The organism is Syntrophobacter fumaroxidans MPOB (genome assembly GCF_000014965.1).
Taxonomy (GTDB): Bacteria; Desulfobacterota; Syntrophobacteria; order Syntrophobacterales; family Syntrophobacteraceae; genus Syntrophobacter; species Syntrophobacter fumaroxidans.
This window is the reverse complement of sequence record NC_008554.1, coordinates 217,335-239,450: the sequence shown is the minus strand read 5'-3', so window position 1 is coordinate 239,450 and position 22,116 is coordinate 217,335. Positions and strand designations below refer to the sequence as shown.

At 59.3% G+C, this 22,116-nt stretch carries 25 protein-coding genes; 5 read left to right on the top strand and 20 right to left on the bottom strand.

All coding sequences use genetic code 11. From position 1 onward, the window contains the following. Nucleotides 1–3: 3 nt before the first annotated feature. The 8 genes from nuoK to SFUM_RS23440 all read right to left on the bottom strand — a co-directional run bounded on the left by nuoK (nucleotide 4) and on the right by SFUM_RS23440 (nucleotide 4,856). A complete protein-coding gene (nuoK, locus tag SFUM_RS01065; protein ID WP_011697080.1) occupies nucleotides 4–312 on the bottom strand; it encodes an NADH-quinone oxidoreductase subunit NuoK in 309 nt (102 codons plus the stop codon). After that, entirely contained in the window at nucleotides 309–836 is a 528-nt protein-coding gene (locus SFUM_RS01060) for an NADH-quinone oxidoreductase subunit J family protein (protein WP_011697079.1), read from the bottom strand. Before SFUM_RS01060 ends, nuoK begins: the two co-directional genes overlap by 4 nt. A gap of 20 nt (nucleotides 837–856) precedes the next feature. Beyond that, nucleotides 857–1,306 (bottom strand): NuoI/complex I 23 kDa subunit family protein, encoded by a 450-nt coding sequence (locus SFUM_RS01055; RefSeq protein ID WP_011697078.1) that lies wholly within the window; start codon nucleotides 1,304–1,306, stop codon nucleotides 857–859. A gap of 16 nt (nucleotides 1,307–1,322) precedes the next feature. Next, nucleotides 1,323–2,312, bottom strand: a complete 990-nt coding sequence (gene nuoH / locus SFUM_RS01050; protein ID WP_011697077.1) for an NADH-quinone oxidoreductase subunit NuoH — start codon at nucleotides 2,310–2,312, stop codon at nucleotides 1,323–1,325. 64 nt (nucleotides 2,313–2,376) lie between these two features. Beyond that, nucleotides 2,377–3,498, bottom strand: coding sequence for an NADH-quinone oxidoreductase subunit D (locus tag SFUM_RS01045; RefSeq protein WP_011697076.1), 1,122 nt, complete (start codon nucleotides 3,496–3,498; stop codon nucleotides 2,377–2,379). Further along, complete coding sequence (locus tag SFUM_RS21210; protein WP_011697075.1) at nucleotides 3,491–3,964, bottom strand: NADH-quinone oxidoreductase subunit C; 474 nt, start codon at nucleotides 3,962–3,964, stop codon at nucleotides 3,491–3,493. Before SFUM_RS21210 ends, SFUM_RS01045 begins: the two co-directional genes overlap by 8 nt. Then, nucleotides 3,964–4,494, bottom strand: a complete 531-nt coding sequence (locus SFUM_RS01035) for an NADH-quinone oxidoreductase subunit B (RefSeq protein WP_011697074.1) — start codon at nucleotides 4,492–4,494, stop codon at nucleotides 3,964–3,966. The genes SFUM_RS21210 and SFUM_RS01035 overlap by 1 nt, the downstream gene beginning before the upstream one ends. Beyond that, entirely contained in the window at nucleotides 4,473–4,856 is a 384-nt protein-coding gene (locus SFUM_RS23440) for an NADH-quinone oxidoreductase subunit A (RefSeq protein ID WP_011697073.1), read from the bottom strand. The genes SFUM_RS01035 and SFUM_RS23440 overlap by 22 nt, the downstream gene beginning before the upstream one ends. A 784-nt stretch (nucleotides 4,857–5,640) precedes the next feature. Here SFUM_RS23440 and proC point away from each other — a divergent pair. Further along, complete coding sequence (gene proC, locus SFUM_RS01025) at nucleotides 5,641–6,456, top strand: pyrroline-5-carboxylate reductase (protein WP_011697072.1); 816 nt, start codon at nucleotides 5,641–5,643, stop codon at nucleotides 6,454–6,456. 33 nt (nucleotides 6,457–6,489) lie between these two features. Here proC and SFUM_RS01020 read toward each other — a convergent pair whose 3' ends face one another. From SFUM_RS01020 to SFUM_RS00990, 7 genes are all read right to left on the bottom strand, one after another. Further along, entirely contained in the window at nucleotides 6,490–7,236 is a 747-nt protein-coding gene (locus SFUM_RS01020; protein ID WP_011697071.1) for a translation initiation factor IF-2, read from the bottom strand. A gap of 158 nt (nucleotides 7,237–7,394) precedes the next feature. Continuing rightward, nucleotides 7,395–7,715, bottom strand: coding sequence for an AzlD domain-containing protein (locus tag SFUM_RS01015; RefSeq protein ID WP_011697070.1), 321 nt, complete (start codon nucleotides 7,713–7,715; stop codon nucleotides 7,395–7,397). After that, entirely contained in the window at nucleotides 7,708–8,415 is a 708-nt protein-coding gene (locus SFUM_RS01010; protein ID WP_011697069.1) for an AzlC family ABC transporter permease, read from the bottom strand. Before SFUM_RS01010 ends, SFUM_RS01015 begins: the two co-directional genes overlap by 8 nt. A gap of 35 nt (nucleotides 8,416–8,450) precedes the next feature. Continuing rightward, nucleotides 8,451–9,278 carry a carboxylating nicotinate-nucleotide diphosphorylase gene (gene nadC / locus SFUM_RS01005; protein WP_011697068.1) on the bottom strand — a complete coding sequence of 276 codons (828 nt, stop codon included), beginning with the start codon at nucleotides 9,276–9,278 and terminating at the stop codon, nucleotides 8,451–8,453. Nucleotide 9,279: 1 nt separating this feature from the next. Beyond that, on the bottom strand, nucleotides 9,280–11,958 hold the full coding sequence (locus tag SFUM_RS01000) for a valine--tRNA ligase (protein ID WP_011697067.1): 2,679 nt from the start codon (nucleotides 11,956–11,958) through the stop codon (nucleotides 9,280–9,282). Between the two features lie 156 nt (nucleotides 11,959–12,114). Continuing rightward, complete coding sequence (locus tag SFUM_RS00995) at nucleotides 12,115–13,110, bottom strand: hypothetical protein (RefSeq protein ID WP_011697066.1); 996 nt, start codon at nucleotides 13,108–13,110, stop codon at nucleotides 12,115–12,117. A 181-nt stretch (nucleotides 13,111–13,291) separates the two neighbouring features. After that, entirely contained in the window at nucleotides 13,292–14,326 is a 1,035-nt protein-coding gene (locus SFUM_RS00990) for a deoxyguanosinetriphosphate triphosphohydrolase (protein WP_011697065.1), read from the bottom strand. Nucleotides 14,327–14,528: 202 nt separating this feature from the next. On the opposite strand from SFUM_RS00990, the gene SFUM_RS00985 reads away from it, so the two are divergent. Further along, nucleotides 14,529–15,704, top strand: coding sequence for an LptF/LptG family permease (locus tag SFUM_RS00985; RefSeq protein WP_167321298.1), 1,176 nt, complete (start codon nucleotides 14,529–14,531; stop codon nucleotides 15,702–15,704). Beyond that, complete coding sequence (gene lptG / locus SFUM_RS00980; protein ID WP_011697063.1) at nucleotides 15,701–16,783, top strand: LPS export ABC transporter permease LptG; 1,083 nt, start codon at nucleotides 15,701–15,703, stop codon at nucleotides 16,781–16,783. Before SFUM_RS00985 ends, lptG begins: the two co-directional genes overlap by 4 nt. A 208-nt stretch (nucleotides 16,784–16,991) precedes the next feature. On the opposite strand, the gene SFUM_RS00975 is transcribed toward lptG, so the two are convergent. From SFUM_RS00975 to SFUM_RS00955, 5 genes are all read right to left on the bottom strand, one after another. After that, on the bottom strand, nucleotides 16,992–17,357 hold the full coding sequence (locus SFUM_RS00975; RefSeq protein WP_041441281.1) for a response regulator: 366 nt from the start codon (nucleotides 17,355–17,357) through the stop codon (nucleotides 16,992–16,994). 24 nt (nucleotides 17,358–17,381) lie between these two features. Continuing rightward, nucleotides 17,382–18,596: a glycosyltransferase gene (locus tag SFUM_RS00970; RefSeq protein ID WP_011697061.1), complete on the bottom strand. Its 1,215-nt coding sequence runs from the start codon at nucleotides 18,594–18,596 to the stop codon at nucleotides 17,382–17,384. Between the two features lie 16 nt (nucleotides 18,597–18,612). Then, complete coding sequence (gene hflC, locus SFUM_RS00965) at nucleotides 18,613–19,617, bottom strand: protease modulator HflC (RefSeq protein WP_011697060.1); 1,005 nt, start codon at nucleotides 19,615–19,617, stop codon at nucleotides 18,613–18,615. 11 nt (nucleotides 19,618–19,628) lie between these two features. Further along, nucleotides 19,629–20,684: an FtsH protease activity modulator HflK gene (gene hflK, locus SFUM_RS00960; RefSeq protein WP_150109394.1), complete on the bottom strand. Its 1,056-nt coding sequence runs from the start codon at nucleotides 20,682–20,684 to the stop codon at nucleotides 19,629–19,631. A 94-nt stretch (nucleotides 20,685–20,778) separates the two neighbouring features. Then, nucleotides 20,779–20,967 (bottom strand): hypothetical protein, encoded by a 189-nt coding sequence (locus tag SFUM_RS00955; RefSeq protein ID WP_041439534.1) that lies wholly within the window; start codon nucleotides 20,965–20,967, stop codon nucleotides 20,779–20,781. 228 nt (nucleotides 20,968–21,195) lie between these two features. On the opposite strand from SFUM_RS00955, the gene SFUM_RS00950 reads away from it, so the two are divergent. Beyond that, nucleotides 21,196–21,606: a threonyl-tRNA synthetase editing domain-containing protein gene (locus SFUM_RS00950; RefSeq protein WP_011697057.1), complete on the top strand. Its 411-nt coding sequence runs from the start codon at nucleotides 21,196–21,198 to the stop codon at nucleotides 21,604–21,606. 10 nt (nucleotides 21,607–21,616) lie between these two features. Continuing rightward, nucleotides 21,617–22,105 carry a universal stress protein gene (locus tag SFUM_RS00945; RefSeq protein ID WP_011697056.1) on the top strand — a complete coding sequence of 163 codons (489 nt, stop codon included), beginning with the start codon at nucleotides 21,617–21,619 and terminating at the stop codon, nucleotides 22,103–22,105. The last annotated feature ends 11 nt before the right edge of the window (nucleotides 22,106–22,116 follow it).

The following is a 22,116-nucleotide window of genomic DNA, read 5'->3' as shown; positions in this document are numbered from 1 at the left end:
CACCTATCCCCTCAACTCCTGAGCGCGTTCCACGTTGATCGAATGCATCCTGCGGAACAGGGCAAAGATGATGCTCAGTCCGATGGCCGCTTCGGCGGCGGCCAGCCCCATGACGATCAGGGCGATGATCTGCCCGACCGCGGGTTCGGGCGCCAGGAACCGGTTGAACGCCATGAAATTCAGATTGGCCCCGTTCAACATGAGCTCCAGGGAAATGAGCATCCCGACAAGGTTCCGGCGCTGCAGGATTCCGAGGAGCCCAAGGCAGAACAGAACGGCCGCAATCACCAAGTACGTGGTCAGCGTATTCATGAACTCAACCTCCTGCTGAATCCGGCCGTGATGATCGCACCGATGATGGCGATCAGCAGAATCAAGGAAATGACTTCGAAGACGAGGGCGTAACGCGTGAGCAGCAAGTCCCCGATGGCTTCCACCGACCAATCCGTTCCGCGCTCGACGGCCGGCACCCAGTTGGTCCTCAGGACAACGCCCACCATGGCCACCAGGAAGACAACGCTCGTCGCTACCGCCATGGCCACTTTAGGCGCCTCTCTTTTGGGCACCTCGAGGTGCAGCGGGCGGGAGAGCATGATGGCGAAGACAATGGCGACGCAGATTGCTCCGACGTAAATGAGCAACTGCATGAGCCCCATGAAGAAGCTGCCGAGCGAAAGATAGAGGCCGCCGATCCCGGACAAGGCCAGGATGAGACCGAGGACGTTGTGGAGGATGTTGCGCGGGAACACCGCGAAAGAGGCTCCCGCCAGAGTCAGGCCGACGACGATCCAGAACCCCGCGTGGGCCGCCGCATCCATTCCAGTCAAGACATTCATGATGATCACCTTGCCTCCGGTTAAAGGGACTGGGGCCTGCGCGCCTCGAACCTCTGCATCAGGTCGATGACCCCGTCCCACCTCGATTCTCCCGCCAACTCGTACTCGGTGGAATACTGCAGCGTACCGGTCGGACAGCTTTCCACGCATATCCCGCACAGGCTGCAGCGGGTAAAGTCGATCACATAATGCGTCGCGACTTTCGCTCCCTTGGGCTGGGCCTTCGTTCCCTGGACCTTGATCACGTTCGACGGGCACATCCTTTCGCAGGTGCCGCACGCGATACACTTGTGAGTCCCGGTGTCCGCGAACGACTTCAGCTCGATATGCCCCCGAAAGGCGGGCGAAAGAGTCACCACCTCGCGTGGATACTGCACGGTGACCACCGGACGCAGAAGCCGGCGGAAAGTCACCCGCATCCCCTCCACCAGACTCCAGCCGCCTTCAAGAATTTCTTTGAGATTGCCCATCGTTTCTCATCCCAGATCAGTTCAGATCAATCAGTTTCAGGACCACGGCAGTCACGACCAGGTTCACGAGACTCACCGGAATCAGGAATTTCCAGGAGAAATTCATGAGCTGGTCGAAGCGGATCCTGGGAAAAGTCCAGCGCACCCACATGATCACGAAAATGAGCACGTAAGTCTTGATCAGGAACCACACCACCCCGGGAAGCCCGAAGTCGAAGCCGAACGGGCCGTGCCACCCGCCGAAGAACAGGCTGGTGGCAACGGCGGTGACAATGAACATGTTCGTGTATTCCGCCAGGAAGAAGAGCCCGAACCGCATCCCGGTGTACTCGGTGTGGAAACCCGCCACGAGCTCGGATTCGGCTTCGGGGATGTCGAACGGCGCGCGGTTGGTCTCCGCGGTCGCGCAAATCAGGTAGAGCAACCCCGCCACGGGTTGCAGGAAAATGAACCAGACACGCCCCTGCGCTGCCACGATTTCCGAGAAACGCATGGAATTCACCATCAGCACGACACTCATGACCGTCAACAACAGGGGAATTTCGTAGGCGACGTTCTGCCCCACCGACCGGATCGCGCCGAGCAGAGCGTACTTGTTGTTGGAAGCCCATCCGCCGGCAAGAATGGCCAGCACGGTGAAGGTCGAAAAGGAGAAAATCAGGAGGATGCCGACGTTCATGTCGCGCAGGATCAGCCCGGGTCCGAAAGGAAGCACGAGGAATCCCACCAGGACCGGCATGAAGACCAGGACCGGCGCCAAGATGAAGAGCTTCCTGTCCACCGACCGCGGAGTGATCAACTCCTTGCCGACCAGCTTGATGCCGTCCATGATCGTTTGCAGCAGGCCGTGCGGACCGACCTCCATGGGGCCCGGCCTGAGTTGGATGCGCCCAGCCACTTTCCGTTCCAGCCAGACCAGAAACAGGGCATTGAGCTGAGAAAAAGCCAGGATGATCACGAGGCCCACGATCAGCCGCACCCACTCCGTTCCACCTTCATGTCCCATTCTATGTTTCCTCCGGGATGTGAAAGCGAGAACCGTGCGCCCGGCACGTTCCCGCCCCTTTCCTCTATCGGTCGATCTCGGGGATCACCAGGTCCACGCTGCCCAGGATCGAGATGGCATCCGCCACCAGAGTCCCGCGCAAAACTTCCGTGAGCACGTGGAGATTGCCAAAGCTCGGCACGCGGATATGACACCGGTACGGGCTGGGGGTACCGTCGCTCACCAGGTAGTAAGCAGCCTGCCCCCGCGCGCTCTCGAATGCGAAGTAGACTTCCCCTTTGGGCGGCTTCAACCGGGTGGGAACCGAATCGTTCATGAACGGACCGCCCGGCAGTCGATCGAGGGCCTGTTCGATGATCCGCAGGCTCTGCTCCATCTCTTCGAACCGGACCCTGTACCGGTCGAGTGCATCGCCATCGGAACCGACCGGGATTTCGAAGTCGAACTGGTCGTACACTTCGTAAGGTTCGGCCTTGCGCGTGTCGAACGCAATGCCGCAGGCGCGCAGATTGGGGCCCGTCACTCCGAATTGCCGTGCCTGCTCGGGGGTGATCACCCCTACGCCCCTGGTGCGATGAATGAAAATGATGTTCCTGGTGACCAGATTGTGATAGTCGGGCCACCGGCTGCGCAGCCGCTTGATGAAATCCCTCGCCATGTCCGTGAAGCGGGTGTCGATGTCCCGGTCCACGCCGCCGAACCGGCAGTACGAATAGGTGAGCCGCGAGCCGGTCACCCAGTCGAGGATATCCAGGATCCGTTCCCGGTCGTCGAAAGCGTACAGAAACGGGGTGAACCCGCCCAGGTCCATGACGTAGGTCCCGAACCAGAGCAGGTGGCTGGCGATCCGGTTGAACTCGGAACAGATCGTGCGGATGAACTGCGCCCGGGGGGGAACCGGAATGCCGGCCAGCTTCTCCACCGCCAGAACATATCCGTGGTTGAAGAGAAACCCCGAAAGGTAATCGAGCCGGCTGGTGTTGGGCAGAAATTGCTTGAAGAGACGGTTTTCCCCCATCTTCTCGTGCCCGCGGTGGCCGTAGCCGATCACCGGATCGGCCTTGACGATGAATTCCCCGTCAAGATCGAGCAAAACCCTGAGCACGCCATGCGTGCTCGGGTGCTGGGGGCCAAGATTGAGGGTGTAAATCTGTTCGGTAACGGGGGCTAGGAAACGTTTAGGCATAGATTTCATCCCGTTTGCGATAGGCGGCTACAATGCCGAAGGTCTTCCTGAGCGGATGGAATTCCGCGTCCTCAGGCAGCAGGAGCGGCCTGAGATCGAAGCTGCCGGCGAACTGGATGCCGAAGAATTCATGGACTTCCCGTTCCAGCCATCCGGCGGAGGCGAAAATCGTGCTGATCGTCGGAGGGGTTTGGTCATGGCCGCACAGGACCCGCAGGGCGAAACGGGACCCGGGTTCGTAGCAGTTGAAGTGGTAGACGAGTTCCTTGGTGTCCTTGAAATCGAGGGCGGTGATCGTTTCCAGGTAGAATCCGCCGGCGTTGCAGGCCGCCGCGACCTCCTGAAGCCGTTCCATCGGAACCCTCACGGAAAAAGCGACCCCGGTCCGGTACCCGTCGTCCGCAGAAATCGCCTCGCCGCCCAAAATACCACGCAATTCCCCGCAAAAATCGGCTGTCTTGGACATCACTTCCTCGTTCCTCCACGGCGATGAAATCGTCTCAGGTAGTTTCTGTGCTCGCCCCCGGTTATCTTGTCCCCCAAGGCCAAAAACCCCTGAATGAGCGCCTCCGGCCGAGGCGGACACCCGGGAATGAAAATGTCCACCGGTACGATCAGATGGGCGCCGGGAACGATGGCGTACTGCCCTTCGTACTCGAACGGCCCTCCGGAGATGGCACAGTTGCCCATGGCGATGCACCACTTGGGGTTGGGCATCTGATCCCACAGCATCTGAACGGCCGGCCCCATCTTCTTGGAGATCGTTCCCGCCACGATCATCAAGTCGGATTGGCGGGGTGAAGGCCGGAAAACACCCGCTCCGAAACGATCCAGGTCAAAACGGGAAGCCCCGGCGGCCATCATCTCGATGGCACAGCACGCCAGGCCGAAAGTCATGGGCCACAGAGAGTTGGCTCTCGCCAGATTGAGGATATCTTCCAGAACGGCGAATTGGATGGCCGGCTCTTCCGGTGCTACTCGGTTCTGCTCTTCCACTCGAACACTCCTTTGCGCCAGGCGTAAACGATCGCAAGCGATAAAATGCCTATGAATATCATCACTTCGATCAGGTCCCGGAGGCCGTACTTGCCGTACACCAGCGCCACCGGAAACAGGTAGAGCACGTCCACGTCGAAGGCCAGGAAGATCAAGGCATAAATGTAGTAGGCGACCGTGAACTGAATCCATGCGCTCCCGATCGTCTCCATCCCGCTTTCATAGGTTTCGTCCCGCCTGGCCCCACGGCTCCGCCTGACGATCAGCCTGGAAACGATCAACGGAACCACGGCAAATCCGATCCCCGCCAGCAGGTACAGCCCAACAGCCAGAAAATCGATCTTCAATTGCATGGGAAGCATGCCACTCTCCGCAAATGCCGTTTGCTCGCCGGAACCCGCCGGTCGGCGAATTCACATCCTCACTGCCCCGATTGTCGAACCTGGGGGCGCACCCCTTCCTGCCGCTGCTCTGCTCGCGACACACCTCAGCGCTCACCCTGACCATCGGAATTCGTCGTTCGAGAAACGGCAATTCAATGTGAGAAAGGTTGGCGAGGCCGGATCTGATGGCCTCATTGACAGGAAACGGGAATTGCCATCTGCAAAGATAAGCTTCGTTTTTCTGAGGCCATGGATATTTCGCATAAAGCCTCACCTGAGTCAAGAAAATTGTGCATTATGGGACCCCAAACAACAGTGCAAAAAAGCACGGTCTCTAGAGCCCGATCCTAAGCACTCGAAATCAACAAATAAAAGTACAAAGCCCAAGAACGTGTCGAAGGTGGAAAGGCAGATTCATGTGGAGAAGATGAGGCTCACGTGATCAATGCGGCACCTGGGACGATGTCTTCGTGAATATGTTCACATCCACACTTGCCGTGTCCGCGGCATCCGCACAACACTCGCATAAAAGGAACACTCGGGCACTTCCGCCGCTCCCGCGCGCGCCTTCGCCGCATGTCTTCATGCGCCATGACCGCATCCCGAGGGAAACCCTTGATGCGATCCCGCAATACCCGGTGACGCTTGCACGGTATGCCGAGAACTGCTATTTTGAGGTGCTTGCGGCTTCATCGTTGGCCCGAATTACCGGCAATATATGGATCGTAAGGCCGGCTCTCAAGCCCTCCCGGAGGAAAAATTCATGCCGGATCAAAAGAATTTCGGTTTCATCGGCGGTGGAAACATGGGGGAAGCATTGATCAAGGGCCTCCTCCGCGCTTCCCTCTGCGCTGCCGGACACATCCACGTTTTCGATGTCAGCCCCGCCCGTCTGCGGGACCTCGAAAGCACTTACGGGGTCCGATGCCGGACCTCCGCGGCCGAGGTGGCCGATTCCGCCCAGGCGATCTTCCTCGCGGTAAAGCCGCAGCACATGGAACCAGCCCTCGACGGGATCGCCTCCCACCTCTCCCGCAGTCAGCTCATCATCTCCATCGCCGCCGGCATCCCCATCTCCATGATAGCCGATGCGCTCCCGGAGGGGCAGCCGATCATCCGGGTGATGCCGAACACTCCCGCGCTGGTTTTGCAGGGGGCTTCCGCACTCGCCCGGGGCCGTCACGCCACGGACGAACACATGGACCTTGCACTGGGCTTGTTTCGATCCGTCGGGACCGCGGTGGAGGTGGAGGAAAAGCTGATGGATGCCGTCACGGGACTGAGCGGCAGCGGTCCAGGGTATGTGCTTCTGATCATCGAGAGCCTGATCGAGGCCGCCGTGCTCCTTGGTCTTCCCCGAGCGGTGGCCCGGGAGCTGGTCCTTCAGACGGTCTCCGGCACGGCGGGTTTGGTGAGGGAAACCGGCAGGCACCCGGCAGAGCTCAAAGACCTCATCACCTCACCGGGCGGAACGACCATTCGCGGCCTGCACGTGCTTGAGGAGCGCGGCCTGCGGGGAGCGCTCATGAGCGCCGTCGAGGCCGCCGCCCTGCGATCTTCGGAGTTGGGGAAAAAGTAACCGGGTTCGAGCACCGGCACGAAACCGGCGGGCTCAGGCGTTTTCATCGAACCGCAGCACCGCCCCGCGCGGGCTCCAGGCAGAGCTCCGTCTGCCGACGGGGGGATCGAAGCACTCGATGTAATCTCCGACCCGGACATCGACGAACCCCGTCACCTTGAGTCCCGCCTGCTGTCCCGCTCTTACTTCCCTGACGGGCCTCTTTTCCACCTGCAGGGATTCGATCCGCGATGTGAAGACCGGCCCCATGGCCTTGACGACCCTGAAATTCCGGCCGTGGGCCAGAACGCCGTCCAGCACCTCACAGCCTGCGATGATGCTCCCGCGGCTGCTCTTGAACGTGGCGATCACCTTCGCCCGGCCGAGAATCCGCTCTTCCGGCTCGGTTTGAATCAGGCTGCGGGCCAGCGCTCCGAGGTCTTCCGCCAATGTGTAGACAATGTTGTAGAGCCGGACTTCGACTCCGTGTTCCTTCGTCCACTGCTCCAGGCGGGGGGCAAGCCCGACGTTGAAGCCGGCCACCAGCCTGCTTCCCGTCAATGCCATCAGGATGTCGTTCTTCGTGACGTCCCCCACCCCGGAATGGATGACCTTTATCTCGACCTCCCGTCCCCCGATTTTGCCCAACAGCGTCGTAACGGCCTCAACGGTCCCGAAGGAATCGCATTTCAGCACGATTTCAAGGGTCTCGACGGCCGGCCCCGGCCGCTGAGCTCTACTGCCGATCACTCTCAGCGGGCCGGCAGGGATACCTCGACGTTTTTTCAGTTTATGAATCATTTTCGCCTCCCTCGAAAGGGACCTTGCCGGTCGTTACCAAAACCGATCGAAGCCGGCAAAACGTCTGCATCGATCCTTCACGACCTAATAATAAACACTCATTCTCAGGAAGCTACGATCCGCGGACCGGGAAAGGACAGCATCCGCTTCGACGCGGGTCAAAGTCTCCCCGCCAGCCAGTACAGAAGCATGCCGACCAGGACGGTTCCTCCCGGGGACTTCGTCTTGAAAGCAAAAAGCAGGGTGGGAACGGCCACGATGGATTTCACCTGGAAGAGATCGAGATGTTTCGGAGCCCCCGAGGTCAGAAGGTCCGGGAAGACCAGCGCACTCATGATGGAAACCGGGATCAGGTCCAGCCACTCCACCAGCCCGCGGGGCAGGACCATTCGCGAGAAGAAGAAGAGCGGCACCCAGCGAAGCAGGTAGGTCACCAGTCCCATGCCGGCAACCAGGAGGAGGTATTCGGTTTCAGGCATGGGTGTCTTTTACCCTCCGCGACGCCTGTCTTCTCAGCACAAACCCGAAGGTGGCCGCGACAAGGGAGGCCGCCATCACGTGGATATTGCCGGGCAGCAGCACCGCCAGCAGGACAGCCAGCGATCCCGAGATCAGGGCCGTCAGGATGTAGAGGCGCCCTCTCAACTGAAGCACCAGGAGCGAGATGAACATGGCGCTGAGGGCATAGTCGATGCCGAAGCTTCCTTCGGGGATCAATTCTCCGCAGTACCCGCCGAGAATGGTGCTCGAAACCCAGGCCGCATTCGAAACCTGGTTGACGGCGAGCGCTTCGCCCGGTGTCCATGAGCCGCTTCTGAAACGGGTTTGATTGACGGCGAAGCTCTCGTCGGTGACTCCATAAGCGGTCAAAGAGATAAACTTCCGGCTGCAGTGCTGGAAATACACCGACAGCGAGGAGCTCATGAGGATATGCCGCAGATTGACGACAAAGGTGGTCAGGACGATCGAGACCGGGTCGGTCCCTGCGCTCAGCATGGAAACCGCGATGAACTGGGCGCTCCCGGCAAACACGAGCAGGGACATCGCGCCGATATACAGAGGCTCGATCCCGGCTTTCCGGGCCAGCACGCCGAAGGCCAGGCCGATGGGGAAGTAACCCAGGCAAATGGGCCACGCGGCCTTTATCCCCGCAACGAATATCTTCCGGAAATCTTTCATGGAGGTGACGAAACCACTGAAAGGCCTCGCGCGGACTACGAGGAGTATTCCATGGTGATATCGACGGCCGGTGCGGAATGGGTCAGCGCCCCGCAACTCACGAAATCCACGCCGGTTTCGGCGATAACGCGAACGCGTTCGAGCGTGACCCCGCCGGAGGCTTCCAGCAACGCGCGGCCTGCGTTGATTGCGACGGCGCGCTGGAGCAAATCGAGGGTGAAGTTGTCCAGCAAAATGATATCGGCCCCGGCCTGCAGGGCTTCCTCGAGCTGTTCCAGGGTTTCCACCTCCACCTCGATTTTGAGCCCGTGCGGCGCCGAGCGGCGTGCCCTGCGAACCGCCTCGCGCACCCCGCCGACCGCGGCCACATGGTTGTCCTTGATCAGAACCCCGTCAAAGAGACCGAAGCGGTGGTTCGAGCCGCCGCCGTGTCGGACCGCGGCTTTCTCCAGGACACGCCACAGCGGTGTGGTCTTGCGCGTATCGAGCAGGCGACAGGACGTTCCGGCCAGAGCGTTCACCATTCGGCGCGTCAAGGTGGCCACACCCGAAAGCCTCTGCAGCAGGTTGAGCGCCGTGCGTTCCGCCGTCAGCAGCGAGCGTACGCTGCCTTCCATCCTGAAGAACGGGACATCGGCCGGAACCTCTTCCCCGTCGGAAAAAAGGGATTCGACGCGCACCTGCGGATCCACCAGGCGAAATGTTCTCCTGAAAGGATCGGACCCCGAGAGCACCAAAGGTTCGCGCCCGAAGACGACGGCCCGTCCCGTGAGCCCCGCATCGATCGTGCCCTCGGTGGTCACGTCGCCGTGCCCCACGTCCTCGACCAGCGCCATTCGAAGCAGGACATCCAGTTGATCCATCTTACTCCCCCGCGGCGGCGCTCGCCCGCAGTCCGTCGATAAGGCCGGACTGACGGCTGAGTTTTTCGATCTTCTCGCCGAGCCGGCCGCTCTTTTCGCGTTCTTTTTCGATGACTTCCGGTGGAGCCTTCCCCAGAAAGTCCTCGTTGGACAGTTTCATCCGGGTGATGCCGAATTCCTTTTCGAGCTTTGCCAGTTCCTTGCGAAGACGCTTGGATTCGCTCTCGAAGTCCAGGATGTCCTTCAGCACGACGTGCACTTCCACGCCGGGTATAACGGCTCCCGCCGCCTGCGCCGGCTTTTGCATCTCGCCCGCGATTCCGACTTTCAGCTCCGAGAGGCGGCCCAGGTCGATCACCGTGACTGCATGCGCATCGAGAAGCTCCTTTGCGGCGCTGTTTTCACACAGGCACACCGCCTCGACCCTGGTGGCCGGCGGGACGTTCATCTCCCCACGGATATTTCTGATGCCGCTGACCACGCCCATGATGATTTCCATGGCCCGTTCGGCTTCGGAGTCGATCCATTCCGGCCGCACCGCCGGATAGGAGGCTTTCATGATGCTGCCGGTAATTCCGGGCAGCTTCTGATAGATTTCCTCGGTCACGAAGGGCATGACCGGGTGCAGAAGCACCAGGATCTGCTCGAGAACCCGAACCGATATGGACTTCGCCAGCCTCCCGGCGGCTTCGTCCTCCCCGTACAGATCGGGTTTGATCATTTCAAGGTACCAGTCGCAGTACTCCCGCCACAGGAATTGATACAGTACATTGGCATACTGGTTGAAATGATAGTTTTCCAGGGCGGAGTCCACTTCGCCGACAACGCGCTGCAGGCGGCTGAGAATCCAGCGATGCATGAGCTGCACGGGTTTGGACGGGATTTCTTCCAGGCTTGCTTCCCCCTGGAGGTTCATGAGAAGCAGCCTTGCGGCATTCCATATCTTGTTGACGAAGTGTTTGTACCCTTCGATCCGCTCTTCCGAAAGCTTGACGTCGCGCCCCTGAACGGCAAAGGCGGCCAGCGTGAACCGGAACGCATCCGTTCCGTAGCGCTCCATCATCACCAGGGGATCGATGACGTTCCCCTTCGATTTGCTCATCTTCTGGCCCTGCGCGTCCCGAACGAGCGCATGGATGTAGACTTCCCGGAACGGCACCTCGTGCATGGCGTGGATGCCCATCATCATCATCCGCGCCACCCAGAAGAACAGAATGTCGAAGGCGGTGACCAGGACGGACGTGGGATAGAACTTGTCGAGCTCGGGAGTCCGGTCCGGCCAGCCCAGAGTGGAAAACGGCCAGAGACCGGAGCTGAACCAGGTGTCCAGCACGTCGGAATCCTGTTCGAGCCGCGTGCCCTTGCACATGGAACACTCGCGCGGCTCCTCGCGCGCCACGATCAGCTCCCCGCAGTCCCGGCAGTACCAGGCCGGAATGCGGTGTCCCCACCAGATCTGCCTGCTGACGCACCAGTCTTCGAGATTCTCCAGCCAGATGAAATAGTCCTTCTCCCACTTGGCGGGAACGATGGCGGTGCTGCCGTCGCGAACGGCCTTCATGGCGCGATCGGCAAGGGGCCTCGTGGAAACGAACCACTGCAGGGACTGCATCGGTTCCACGACGCTCTTGCAGCGGTAGCAGTGTCCGACCCGGTGATGATAGTTCTCGACCTTGACCAGGAAGCCGCCGTGTTCCAGTTCCTTGAGGATCTTTCTGCGGCATTCGTACCGGTCCATCCCGGCGTAAGTGCCGGCCTCCTCGGTCATCCGGCCGTCCTCGGCGATGACCTGGACCAGTTGCAGGCCGTGTTTGCGGGCAAGCTCGAAGTCGTTGAAATCATGCGCCGGGGTGACTTTGAGCGCCCCGGTTCCGAATTCACGGTCCACATAAGCATCGGCAATAACGGGGATTTCACGCTTCATGACGGGAAGCAGCACCTTGCGGCCGACATATGCCGCATACCGCGAATCTTCCGGATGCACCGCCACCGCGGTATCCCCGAGCATGGTCTCCGGCCGCGTCGTCGCAACCACCAGCGCTCCGGTTCCGTCGAGCAGGGGGTATTTGAGATGATAGAGAAATCCGTCGGTCTCCTCGCCGTCCACTTCAATGTTGGCCAGGGCGGTCATGCACCGGGGGCACCAGTTGATCATCCGCTTGCCGCGATAGATGAGCCCTTCCTCGTACAGCTTGACGAAAACTTCCCGAACCGCGCGCGAGAGGCCCTCATCCATGGTGAACCGTTCCCGCTCCCAATCGCACGACGCCCCCAGCCGTTTCAACTGGTTGATGATGATGCCGCCGTACTTTGCTTTCCAAGTCCAAACCCGTTCCTGGAAAGCGTCGCGTCCCAGTTCGTACCGGTTCAACCCTTCGGCCGCGAGCTGACGTTCGACGACGTTCTGCGTCGCGATCCCGGCATGGTCCGTTCCCGGCAGCCAGAGCACTTCGAATCCCTTCAGCCGTTTATACCGCGAGAGGATATCCTGGAGCGTGTTGTTGAGGGCATGGCCCATGTGAAGTTGCCCGGTTACGTTGGGCGGTGGGATGACGATGCAAAAGGGTGGTTTGGAACTCCGTTCGTCCGCGTGAAAATAGCCGTGCTTTTCCCAGAAGTCGTACCAGTAGGATTCCACTTCATCAAACGCGTATGCCTTGGGCAGAATGCCTTCACTCATCGAATCGCTCCATGCCGTCGAACCGCCCGCGGGCACACCGTTCCGAATACGGAGGATGCGCCGGACGGCCGTACTCCATTTGGCGGGACGCCCCCCTGAGGCCTGCGGGCCTCGCGGGATCACGAACGCCCCTCAAATCGTTTCACCCACAGGGTCTCAGGCGAGTTCCTTTTTCAACCGATCGATCTCCTCCCGCAGCACCGCCTCGACGATGCCCGGCAGCCTCGCTTCCACGATCTCGCGAACCGCTTCGAGCAACTTCGACTCAATGCGAGACGCCAGGTCTTCAAGCTGCGCTTCGGATATCGGTTCGGGCGAAATGGTCTTCGGCGCGGGAACCTCGGGTTCGGAAACGACCGGCGCCATGACCTCGACGGTCCCCACCGGGGGCACGACCGGCTCGGCAACAAGCTCCGGCGGCGCGGCCGGGGCGGGCGCGGGAGAAACTGTCGCAACCGCTTCCGCGGCGAGTACCGCCGGAGCGACGGCGGCCGCGGTGACGGCGACATCGACGAGCTCCGGGAGTTTTCCCACGGCCTCCTCGACGGTGGGCTGCGGTTCCTTTTCGAGCGACCGGCTCATTTCGGCCGCCAGCAACGTGTCGAAGTAGTCGGGTTCCTTCATTCGCACTTCGGGAGGGGGTTCCTCGACCTTCACCTCCGGTTCGGGCTCGCGCGCTGGTCCCTTCCGCAGTCCCTCGAGGAGATCGGCGAGCGGATCTACTTCCGGTTCGGGCGCGCGCGCGGGTCCCTTCAGCTCAGAAGGGGGCTCCTGCACCTTCACTTCGAAAGCGGGCGGGATTTCAATCCTCGGGACGGTGATCTGCGCCGCGGGAGCCTTGAGCTCGTCCACGGACAGGGAAGGCGCAGGCCACTGGGTGACTTCCAGCCGAAAAGGTTCTTCCCGCTGTTTCCCGGTCGAGGACGCCACCTCGGGTTCGAGGTCGTCGAGGTCGAGGTCCGCATCCAGATCGATGAGCTCCACGTCGAGATCGAAATCCTCGTCATCTTCCAGGACGCCCGCATCCACCTCGATGATCTCGTCCAGATCGATGATTTCATCCTCGTCATACCGATCCGCGCCGAGCTCGAGGCCTCTCCCCAACGTCCTGTCATGGTCTTCCAACTCGATGGGCCTTCTGCCTTTTTTCATATCAGTTCTCTCGTTTGCGTTTGCATTCACCAACCAGCTGAAAGCATATAATCTAGCATTAATAATTCACAGATATGAATTCTTTTTATGAACCGGATGCAAGCAACCGATACCATGCTGGAAAATTTCCTGTCAAGACAAAGCTTTGGAACGCGATCCGGCGACTTCGACTCGAATCATCTCACAGTTTCATCCATGGCTTGGGAAGAAAGATCTTTTTGTACAGGTCGAGAGCGTAACGGTCAGTCATTCCCGCGATATGGTCGTACACCTGCCGCTCCTTGAGCGTGCCGTCGCGCGGCGTGCCGATCTCTTCCCGAAACACCGCATCATCCTTCATCAGTACGTCGAAGAGATCCTCGATGATCTTCCGGACGCGCCTGAATTCTTCCCTGACCTGAGGCAGATCGTAAACGTGCTCGAAAAGGAACTCCCTGAGCTGGTCAACCCGGGCGAGCATCGCCTCGCTCATGCGCACTTCGATGAGATCGCCCTCCAGGGTCGAGTGAATGACATCCTCGACCATCGCGTGGATGCGCTGAGAATGACGGGCTCCGAGGTGCATCCGGATATCGGGGGGAATGGCATCGGCACTGAGGATTTCAGCCCTCAGGGCGTCGTCCAGGTCATGGTTGAGATAAGCCGTGATGTCCGCAACCCGGACCACCTGACCTTCCAGCGTTTCCGCTCTGGCTTCAGGGTCGAGCAGGATCGGATCCGCGCGCCCCTTGGAATGTTTGAGGATGCCGTCGCGCACTTCGTGGGTGAGATTGAGCCCCTCCCCGTTTTTTTCGAGGATGTCGACAATGCGCAGGCTCTGCTCGTTGTGAAAGAAACCTCCGGGAACGAGATCGTTGAGCACGCTCTCGCCCCCGTGGCCGAACGCCGTGTGGCCCAAGTCGTGTCCGAGCGCGACGGCCTCGATAAGATCTTCGTTCAAGGCCAGCGCCCTGCCGATGGTGCGGGCAATCTGGGAGGTTTCCAGGGTGTGCGTGAGCCGCGTACGGTAGTGGTCTCCCGTCGGAGACAGGAAGACCTGAGTCTTGTGTTTCAGCCTTCTGAAAGCCTTGCAGTGAACGATTCGATCGCGGTCCCGCTGGTAGGCCGTGCGCAGAGTGCATTCCGTCTCGGGTTTCAGCCGTCCTCTGGTCTCCCTGCTGAGCTGCGCACGGGGATCGAGAAACCGTGCTTCACGTTCCTCCAACTCGTGGCGCAAGACTGCCGACCCGATCCTTTGGCGTGTTTCCTCTTTTGGCATTGACCTGGTCCGATGAATTTCGTTAGATTGCCTTTGCTTGGGAATCCCCGCCTTCTGCCCCGTCATGCAGGGCAGGCCAATCCGCGATTCGGGCCGGGGCCGCCCACGGAACGCAAAACCGGCCGGTGGGGAATCCCGGCGGGAAACCGACGACGCCATCATGAAAATGACTCTATACCGGTATTTAATCAAGGAACAAATGGTTCCGCTCGGCGTCTGCCTGATGGGAGTGAGCCTCGTCCTGATCACTGGAAGGCTCTTTCAGCTGCTCAAGGTCCTCTTCACGAGTTCCTTCACCCTGGGCGATCTCATGGCGCTGGTCGCCCTCGCCATGCCCAAGCTCATGCTTTTCGCCCTCCCCATGGCCTCATTGCTCGGCGTTCTGCTCGCCTTCGTCAGGCTGAACAGCGACAACGAGCTGATCGCTCTGCGCGCGGCCGGGATCGGTTTCCACCAGTTCTTTCCGGCGGTGGTGTCCCTGCTTCTTGGCGTGACCCTGATTTCCTTCGTCAACATGATATTCGTCATCCCGCCGACGGGCAAGGCTTTCGAGGTCAAGCTCAGGAGCATGGCCCGATCGGGTCTCCCTGTTCTGATGAAGGAAGGAACCTTCATCACCGCCATCCCCAAATTGACCTTTTTCTTCCAGTCCGTCAATCCGACCGAACTGTCCGTTCGCGGGATCTTCGTGCAAGACCGGCGGGAGGAAAAAGTGCGCCTTGCCATCGTCGCCGAAAGCGCCCGGATCGTCTATCAGCGCGACTCGAACCATCTGACGTTCAAAATTGCCAACGGCAGCATCACTCGTGTGGCCGATGACATGAAGAACGCCCAGGCGGTGTCTTTCAAAGCTTACGATCTTTCACTCTCGCTCGATGAATTGATCGGTTCCGCACGCGGATCGAAAATGAATAAAAGGGAGATGACTTTGCGGGAGCTCTACCGGGTTATCGTGGAAAAGACGGGCGACGTCGGGCATGCCCTCGAATTCCACCAACGGCTTGCTTTTCCTTCGGGCTGCCTGCTGCTCGGATTGATCGGCGCGCCGCTTGGGGCGGTTTTCCGTCAGCGGGGCCGCATTGCCGGAATAACCATCGGTCTGGTCGTGTTCCTGGCCTACTACGTGATCCTCTCCGCCGGCAAGGGACTGGGCGAGAATCACCTGGTACACCCTTTCCTTGCCTGCTGGGCTCCAAATCTGCTGTGCATCGCGGCATCTTTCTACCTTTGGCGAAAAATGCGACTGGAGACTCCCTTCAAGACTTTTCAGCTCCTGCAGGAATGGGCGTCGTCGTGGTATCGGCTCCGTAGAGCCCGCAAGGGAAAGAAAACGTGAGAATCATTCCGCGCTATGTTCTGAGGCATTTTCTGCCCGTATTCATGTTGGCGCTCTTCACTTTCACGAGCCTGTACCTGATCGTGGATTTCTTTGAGAACATGGAGCAGTTCATAGAGAAGCGGGTCCCTGCGGCGGACACCATCGCCTACTTTCTGAACAAGACCCCTTCAGTGGCCGCGCAGGGAATTCCCATGGCCGCCCTGCTCGGAGCACTGATCACCCTGGGCCTGTTGAAACGCAACCGTGAGCTGATCGCCCTCGAGGCCGCCGGGGTCAAGACCGTCACCTACGTCACTCCCATCGTTGCGGCCGCTTTCTTCATTGCCGCCGTCCACCTGGTTCTCGGCGAGACTGTTTCGCGTTCGATGAACCAGGTGTCCACGAAGATATGGAACGAGCAGGTCCAGCGCCGCAAAGGCCATTTTTCCTGGGGAGTCGAGAACGTCTGGTATCACGGCCAGAATGTGATCTACCAGGTCCGTTTCTATGACAAGCGGACGCAGACCCTGGAGAAAGTGTCCCTGTTCTTCCTCGACCCCTCGTTCAGACTGGTTCAACGCCTGGATGCCAGGCGATTCCGCTGGGACGGCGCCAGGTGGCAGGCCGAGCAGGGGCTTTTCCTGAAATTCTCCGAATCCGGCACGGAACAGGAGACATTCGACCAGCGGGCATTCACGCTACAGGAGACCCCCGCGGATTTTTCCGGCCTGGAAACGATCCCGGAGGAATTGGACTGGTTGGATCTCTACCGGTATGCTGAAAAAATCCGTCAGGAGGGGTACAATTCGCTGCCCTATATAATCGAGCTGCACCTGAGGGTCGCCTTCCCCCTGAGCGCGATTGTCCTGGCGATACTCGGCATCATCATCGCCCTGCGGCAGAGCATGCACGGAGGGATTGCCCTGGGGGTGGGGATCGGCCTGCTGGTTGGTTCCTCGTATTTTGTCGTGCAGCAGCTGGGGTGTGCGTTGGCCGGCGCGGGGGCACTTCCGCCGGTCGTGGGCGTGTGGGCGGCAAACGTGATCTTTCTGGCAGCCGCCGTCTACCTCTGGATTTCGAACCCGTCCGGCGGCTGAGCGTCGGACCTGGGAACTTCAAAATAAAGAAGACGATGAGGGGATGGTTGAATGCGCGATGGAGCATCTTTGCGGGAGCCGTTTGCGGTCGCGGTTTTCGCTCCGCCCCGGAGCGCCTCCCCCGCAAAGACGTCTTCGGCAGGGATTGTTTTTTCCGCGTCACTCGGCGTCTTCGGACGGCTCACGGTACGCCGGCCGCCCGATTCCGTCAGGTCGGCAGGCGCGTCTCCAGCGCCATGGCGATTTTCTGTTTCAACTCCGTGAGGTCGAAGCTCTTCACCACGTAAAAATCGGCGGCGATGGATTTCATGTCTTCCTTGAACGTATCGTAGGCGGTCGACAGGATCACCGGCAGGTCATAGAAGCGGTTACGAATGTCCTGCAGCAGGTCCAGGCCGTTGTAATCGACCATCTTGATGTCCAATATCACCAAGTCGGGCTTTTCCTGTTCGATCAATTCGAGCAGCTTGAAACCGCTTTCGGCCGTGATCACCTCGTAACCGACCTCCTTCAACTCCTCCGAATACAACAGCCGAATGTGCTCCTCGTCATCCACGACCAATATTTTGGGCATCATTGAATCTCCTTGTCCGCACGATCATTCCCAGACTTTTACCATGTAGGGTTTATGTTCCTCAAAAATCACGCATTCGTTCTCCACGTACTCCTCCGCCTGCTGCAGGGACATCCGCTCGGTTTTCTTGACAAAGGACAGCACCTTGCCCACATAGAGAGGGAGGAGCGAATCGAGGAGCGTGGACCGCTCGGCCTCGCTGGAACGTCGATAGACGTTGGCCGCGTCAAACAGGACCCTGGCCCAGGTCGGCGTAGGGAAAGAAAAATGCTGGGGTTCCAGGCTCCGGATTTCCTGAAGCTTGGGGAACACCGTCTGATCGTAAATCCGCTGCCATATCCCGCTGTACTTGTCGAACCCTTCCAGGAAACGTTCATGCAGCTTGACAGGCTGTATGTCCACCGGCATCGGCGTTTCGACTTCGTGGGCGTCCGTGCCGAACAGGGCCGCCGGTTTGCTCCATTTCACCTGGCGCCAGAAGTCCGCGTACACGGACATCAGGTCGAAAACCGTGCTCAAAACCTGGTGAAACATCACTCTGAGATGTGCGTACGGATCCTTGACCCTGTGAATTTTCGGGCACCCCATGAACGACTGACAAATGGGCACGCGGGAGCTGAGGGCAATATTGGTCATCCAGATGTCGATGCCGAAATGCCGGACGGCTTCCGTCCAGACAGGCGAATCCAGGAACTTGTCCACCAGTTGCCCCTTGAATCCGAAATCCCCGACATTGGGCTGCCGGATCCGCCGCCCGTAAAGGCACCTCAAAAAAGGGTATATGAGCGAGCTCGTAAGCGTGGCCTCGTACTTGTGGCGAACGTAAAGGGGCACGGCGTAACCGGCTCCCCTGACGATGGGCTCCCCGAGATTTCTGATCCAATAGGGAGCGATATTTCGAACATCGGATTCAACCACCACCACCACCGACGCGCTCAGTTCACGAACTTTCTCGAAGAGGTTGCGCAGGTTGTTGCCTTTGCCGCTGGTCCCCGGAGCGGTTGACAGGTAGATGCGGGGAATTTCTCCAGGGGAGGCGAAAAATTGTTCTTTTGTGCCGTCGGTGGAGTGGTTGTCACAGTTCACGATCACGGTGTTCAGAGAACCGAAATACTCCTTCAACCCCTGTTCGACCACCCGCACGGTATGCCCGATACTCGCCGCTTCGTTGAACGAAGGGATTCCCACCACGAGATCGGCTTTCGTGATATGCTGCGGATTTTCTTCATAAAATGCCATTCATTTCTCCCCTGTGCTACCTGCCCGCAGCTTTGCCGCCGTTCTTCAGATATTTGAACACATCCGCGTCCGTGCCCAGTACGAAAGAGCTGCCGGAACTGTTGAAATCCCTGTAGAGTTCCAGGGACCGATAGAACGAATAGAATTCAGGATTCCGGTTGAAGGCTTCGGCGTATATCCTGGTTGTCTCGGCGTCCGCCTTCCCGCGGAGTTCCTGCGATTTGCGGTAGGCTTCCGAATTGATCTTGGCCAGTTCCCGCTCCATTTGCCCGAGAATGGCGGCTCGTTCCCCCTCGCCTTCGGACCGGTACTGGGCCGCAATCCGTTTGCGCTCGGAAATCATGCGGTCGAAAACCTTCTTCTGCACCGATTCCACGTAATTGATCCGCTTGATGCGGATATCGTGCAGCTCTATGCCGAACTCGGGCAGCAGCTTCGCGGCATCGGCCACCATTTCCCGGGTGATCTTCTCCCGCCCCTTGACCAGGTGTTCGGAGGCCGCCCCCGGATCCGTGCTTTGAAAATCGGGGATTCCGGCTTCTTTAAGCCGCTGCCAGGCTTCTTCCCAACCTTCGCTCCGAACCAGCTCGATCAGGTCATTGTTCGAGACGTAGTCCCTGACCACGGAATCGAGGATCCCGTCGAGGCGGCTGTGAGCCAGTTGAACCGATCCGACACGTTTGAGGAAAAGGAGCGGATCCTTGATCCGCCATCGGGCGGTGATGTCGACCCAGATGTACTTTTTGTCCCGGGTGGGAATCTGATTCGGACTGCCGTCCCACTTCATGATCCGCTTCTCGAAATAGTTCGCCGTCTGAATGAAGGGGGTCATGAAGTACAATCCCGCCTTGGTAACGGGTTCCCCCACGGGGGCACCCATCTGCGTGACGACCACCTGCTCCGTCTCGGTCACGATGTAGGCGGAGAAATAAAGAACGATTCCCACAACAACGGCCAGGACGGCCACAACGCTCATTTTGCGTGAAATCACATCGGTTCCCCGGCTTTCGGTCTGTCTCATCGAAGGAGCCTCTACTTTCCAGGTTTCGCGTCGCCTTTGTTTCCCCTGTTCAGGTCGAACAAGGGCAACAGGTTCCGCTGGTTCTCGTCGATGACGTAAAGATGCTCCACCCGCCCCATGAGTTCTCCCATGGCATCCAGGTACATGCGCCGCCTCGTAACATCCGGGGCTTTCTCGTATTCGGCAAGAATGTTCTGGAAACGTTGGACCTCGCCCTGGCTGCGATTCACCCGCTCCAGGGCGTACCCTTCGGCCTGGGAAATCGCCTGTCGCGCCTCGCCCATGGCCTTCGGAATTTTCTGATTGTAAGCCTGCTGGGCCTCGTTAATCATCCGCTCGCGTTCCTGCTGAGCTTCATTGACCTCGTTGAAGGCGGCCTTCACCATATCCGGCGGATTTGCATTCTGCAGCTGCACGGTCACGATCTTGACGCCTGTCTGGTAGGTATCCAGGATGGCCTGGATCTCGACCTTGGCCATGTCCGCAATGGATGCCCGTCCCACGGTCAGGACGTCGTCCGAGTAACGGTTTCCCACAATGCGGCGCACCACGGACTCCGAAATATCGTCCAGCGTGCCTTCCACGTCGTGCACCCGGAACAGGAAGTCCGCCGGGTTCTGTATCTTGTACTGCACCATCCACTGCAGGTTGACCACGTTCAAATCGCCGCTGAGCATCACGGCTTCCTCTTCATACTCCTTTTCCTTGAACGTGGAGCGCACCCCCGGTTTGACGGTGCGATAGCCGTATTCGTGCTGCAGGACTCTCCCCGTGGGCACCTTCCGCACCGTGTCGATGCCGAAAGGCAGTTTCGCGTGCAACCCGGCCTCAGCCGTGTGACTGTATGCTCCGAACCTTTGAATGACGGCGGTTTCCTGGGGCTGGACGATGTAGAAGCTGTTGTAACCGATGAGGATCATCGCTGCGACGAGCACGATCAGAAACACCGGCCCTCCGGTGATGGGAGGGAGCTTGTACCGGTTCTTCAGACGTGCCAGGATCTCCTCGAAATCTTTGAAACTGTCGTGTCCCGGCGTTCTACCGGGCGGATTCTGCCAGACCATCATGTCTCCTTCGGGGCTCCACTGCTTTTCTTCAGCTTGCACCCATGATGTGCGACAGTCGCAAGGCCGTGCGGCGCGCCCGGCATCGGGCGATGGGTCAGTCCCTGCCTTTGTGCACCCATTCCATTCCGTAGGCGAAAAAGACCAGCAACGCTGAAATGAGCAACATGAAGCCCATGGTCGAGCGCGGGAAAAAGAACCGCGTGACCATAAACCCGAACACAAGTCCCATCAGGATTCGCAAAACCAGGACTCTGAGACGCACTTGGGAGAAACGCTCTTTCATTGGCCACTCGTCACGAAAGCGGAAAGGGGGAAAGGCGCAGCCGTTCGCACTCACGGCGCCCTGTGGTCGCAGGGAGCATCCTAATGAGACAACCGTACAATGTCAAGCTCATCCCTCCTTGCCCGGGGCCGTAACATGGCGACTGTCGGCTTAGTTGTTGCGTTTTTCGTGGCGTCGGAGGTATAAAGATATGTTTGGAGCCGAAATGCTGCGGATGAAGGGCCCGTTGTGAAACTGCTGATGTTCCATGCCCCGGAATTCTGGTTCAAGACCTTTGATAAGGCGATTCCCGACGCTCCGGACTGCAAAGAGGAAAAGTCTTTCCGGCAGGCCGTGGTTATCTTTTACCAAGTCGAAGGAGAAGACGTTGGCAGAGAGGACGGAATTGTTTCCAAGTGGGTCAAGAACGCCAAATGGATTGCGGGCAAGTTCGCAACCAGAACCGTCATCCTTCATTCGTTCAACCACCTTTCCCTGAGCAAGGCGCCGCCGGAGACGGCACATCGACTGGCCGCGCAGGTCCGGGGGCGCCTGGAGCGCGCGGGCTTCTCCGTGTTCGAAACCCCGTTCGGTTATTTGAACGAATGGAAACTCCATGTCTCGGGTGAATCCCTCGCCAAGGTATTCAAAGAGATATGAAAGGGGGCCGATGGAACGGTTTCTGATCGCCTTGGACTGCACGCCCGGTCCTCTGAGGAGTGTTCATTACGTCAATCGAGTGTTGCGGGGGGCGGTGGATTCGGGTTTCGTGCTTTTTCACGTTTTGCCCACGGCCTCGCCCAACCTTTTGAAGCGGGCCGAGGTCCAGCGCCTGGAGAGTCTCCAGGAGGAATCCCCGCGTCTGCGCGGATACTTTTGGAAGCGAGAAGACGAGGAGCGGATGGACCGGACTTTCCGGGAGGCTCGACAACTGCTGATCGAAGGCGGTTTCGCGGAGTCCGGGATCGTTACGCACTTTGCCTTGGAATCCGACGAGATTGCGCAGATCATTTTCGACGCAGCCCGGGAAATGGGGTGTTCCACGGTCGTGGTTGGGCGCAGGAGGCTCAGCCGGGTGAAGGAGCTTCTGCTCGGCAGCGTGTCCAACTCCCTGGTGAAACTGGCACGCGGGATTTCCGTCTGGGTTGTGGACTATTGAGGGGCCTTATT